Source organism: Streptomyces sp. NPDC030165 (assembly GCF_055573595.1).
Genome location: NZ_JBVIBD010000069.1, coordinates 1 through 2,323, shown reverse-complemented (window position 1 = coordinate 2,323; position 2,323 = coordinate 1). Strand labels below are relative to the sequence as shown.

The 2,323-nt window shown below is 72.6% G+C and carries 7 protein-coding genes; all 7 read left to right on the top strand.

The window, feature by feature from the left end; all coding sequences use genetic code 11:
• Positions 1–384, top strand: a 384-nt coding sequence (locus ACZ4Z1_RS42360) for a hypothetical protein (protein ID WP_468492053.1), incomplete at its 5' end; no start/stop codon positions are given.
• Positions 381–626, top strand: a complete 246-nt coding sequence (locus tag ACZ4Z1_RS42355) for a hypothetical protein (protein WP_468492052.1) — start codon at positions 381–383, stop codon at positions 624–626. The genes ACZ4Z1_RS42360 and ACZ4Z1_RS42355, both read left to right, overlap by 4 nt.
• On the top strand, positions 623–853 hold the full coding sequence (locus tag ACZ4Z1_RS42350) for a hypothetical protein (RefSeq protein ID WP_468492051.1): 231 nt from the start codon (positions 623–625) through the stop codon (positions 851–853). The genes ACZ4Z1_RS42355 and ACZ4Z1_RS42350 overlap by 4 nt, the downstream gene beginning before the upstream one ends.
• A complete protein-coding gene (locus ACZ4Z1_RS42345) occupies positions 850–1,251 on the top strand; it encodes a hypothetical protein (protein ID WP_468492050.1) in 402 nt (133 codons plus the stop codon). Before ACZ4Z1_RS42350 ends, ACZ4Z1_RS42345 begins: the two co-directional genes overlap by 4 nt.
• Entirely contained in the window at positions 1,244–1,525 is a 282-nt protein-coding gene (locus ACZ4Z1_RS42340) for a hypothetical protein (RefSeq protein WP_468492049.1), read from the top strand. The genes ACZ4Z1_RS42345 and ACZ4Z1_RS42340 overlap by 8 nt, the downstream gene beginning before the upstream one ends.
• Positions 1,526–1,692: 167 nt before the next feature.
• Entirely contained in the window at positions 1,693–1,887 is a 195-nt protein-coding gene (locus ACZ4Z1_RS42335; RefSeq protein ID WP_468492048.1) for a hypothetical protein, read from the top strand.
• Positions 1,884–2,231 (top strand): hypothetical protein, encoded by a 348-nt coding sequence (locus ACZ4Z1_RS42330; RefSeq protein WP_468492047.1) that lies wholly within the window; start codon positions 1,884–1,886, stop codon positions 2,229–2,231. The genes ACZ4Z1_RS42335 and ACZ4Z1_RS42330 overlap by 4 nt, the downstream gene beginning before the upstream one ends.
• The last annotated feature ends 92 nt before the right edge of the window (positions 2,232–2,323 follow it).

Here is a 2,323-nt window from a genome sequence, read left to right as displayed (position 1 = left end):
CGGGTGCTGAAGGCCGCGGAGGGCATCGTGGATGCGGCGTGGCTGGAGACGAAGGCCCGGCTGGTCGCGGCGAAGGCGCTGGGTGAGGAGCCGGAGGTCGACCCGCTGAACGTGCCGCTGTACATCCCGGATTTCCTGAAGGGCAAGGGCCTGAAGCGCCGGGACATCGAGTCGGCTCAGTCGTGGTTCGGCCGGCGTGCTGCGGCGCTGTACGAGGAGCAGCACGGGAGCAAGCCGGGGAAGCGGCAGACGGACCTGCCGAATGGGTCGGTGCGCGAGACCTACGCCTGGACCCGCCGTCACCTGCCGGTGTTCGAGAAGACGTGGACCCGCTTCTACGCGGACCGCTACCCCTCGCAGGGGCAACTCGGGGGTGCGGCGTGAACGCTCACCTGACTCCGATCCCGGTACCGGCGGCGGTCGACATCTTCAAGGCCCGTCACCTCCCGGCCCGTGTGGCTGACGCCGTCCGCACCCAGGCCGCCGCGGTGCTCGCCCGCCGGCTGGCTCGTGGCCCGCTGTACGCCGAGGCCCGCGCGGTGCAGGAGTCTCGCATCGCCCGCGCCAACAAGGTCCTCGCCGCGGTCCCGGCCCGGCAACTGCTGGTTGTGCGAGGTGCGGCATGAGCGCCCGCGACGACCTGCTGCACCTGTTCCTGCACGGTGGGCCCGGCTCGCAGCCGGAGTTCGAGGCGGCACTCGACCGCCGCGACGTCGAGGTGCTGCGCGAGGCCGCGGATGCGGTCGCGCCCGACGCCTTCGGCTACGGCGGCCCGGACCACGAGGACGCGTGGACCGCGGCTGAGGGGAAGCTGCGCCGCATGGCCGACGCCGCCGAGGGAGGTGCGGCATGAGCGCCCGCAACGACATCCTGGCCGGTCTCCGCGCGGCGAAGGACACGGCGGTCGGCGACGCGACGCCGGAGGAACTGCTCGACAGGCACCGTGCCCAGGTGCGCCGCGAGTTCGCCGGTGAGCTGGCCGGTGACCTGTCGGGCTGCTGCCTTGAGTGCGATGCCTGCATCGACATCATCCTCTACAAGGGCGGTGACGGATGGCCGCCGGGCGAGCGGGTTCGCCCGGACACGTTCCCCGCGTGGCTGTACCAGCGCTTCTCGCGTCGCCACAGCACCACGCCGTGGGCGGAGCTGCACGAGGGCGACCAGGCGTGGTGGGGGCACGAGGCTGCCGCAGTCCGCCGTGCTGTCCTTCGGGGCGGCTTCAAGGCCGAGGCGGGTGAGTCCCGTGCCTGAACTGACCACCTCCCGCCGCGCCGTGATCGACGTCCTGCTGTACGACGAGGCTGCCACCGCCGCCGAACTGCGCACGGCCGGGCGCGACCTGGCTGCCGAGAACGACCGGCTGCGCATCCGGCTCGCCCGCCTGACCGTCCTGCTGGAGCAGGCGCGGCGTGACGCGAGTGCGGCGATTGCCGACCAGGAGCCCACCATCCGCCACCTTGGCAAGCGGTCGCTGCGGCGCCGTGAGCGGCTTCTGTGGCTGATCGCTAAGGGCGGTGAGCGGTGATGGCGACGACGACCCCGCGCCCCGCACGCTTCGCGGCGCTTGATCTCAGTCCGGCTGCCCAGGCGTTTCGCAGCGTTCCTCACAATCCGCATCCGCTGTGTCGTGACTTCGCCCCGAAGCCCGATCCATCCGAGTTCTGGTGTGTCACCTGCGGGTGGAACAGGCCGATGCACGATGACGAGGCGACGCGGATCGCGATCGCCGACGAGCTGGCCCGGTACCACCAGGCAGGGCAGATCGCCGAGCAGGACCACGCCGTCGATGCCGCCGATGCCGCGTTCGCCCGGCTGGCCGTCGAGCACCCCGAGTGCTGCAGCACCGCCGCCGACTACCCCGACTGGACCTGCGGAGGCGCGTCGTGAGCCGCGAAGCACGCCTGGTGACAGTGGCGGCACGGGTCTTCCGCGACCTCGCGGAGGATGACGCCCGCCTCCCGGACACCTGCGGATGGGAAATCGGGGCGACGCCCGGCGGCCTGCCGCTGCTCTCCGGCAAGTTGTCCACCGCCGACCCCGAGGACGTGATGGCCGTACTGGCGCTGGTCGGCGAGCACCGCAAGTGGCGGCTGCTGGACGTCGACGACCCGGCCCGCATCGCGGTGGTCTTCACGTGGCCGGAGCCGGAGCACGGCCAGCCCCGACCCGAGCCGGAGGCCGTCGTGCAGCTGTGGGCGCCGGCCGTGGCGGCGGCGGTGAGGGCCGCATGATGCGCCGCACCACGATCACCGCCGCCGCGCTCCTGCTGCTGGCGTCCGCGCTGACGGCGTGCACCGCGCCGGATGACGACTGCGAGGACCGG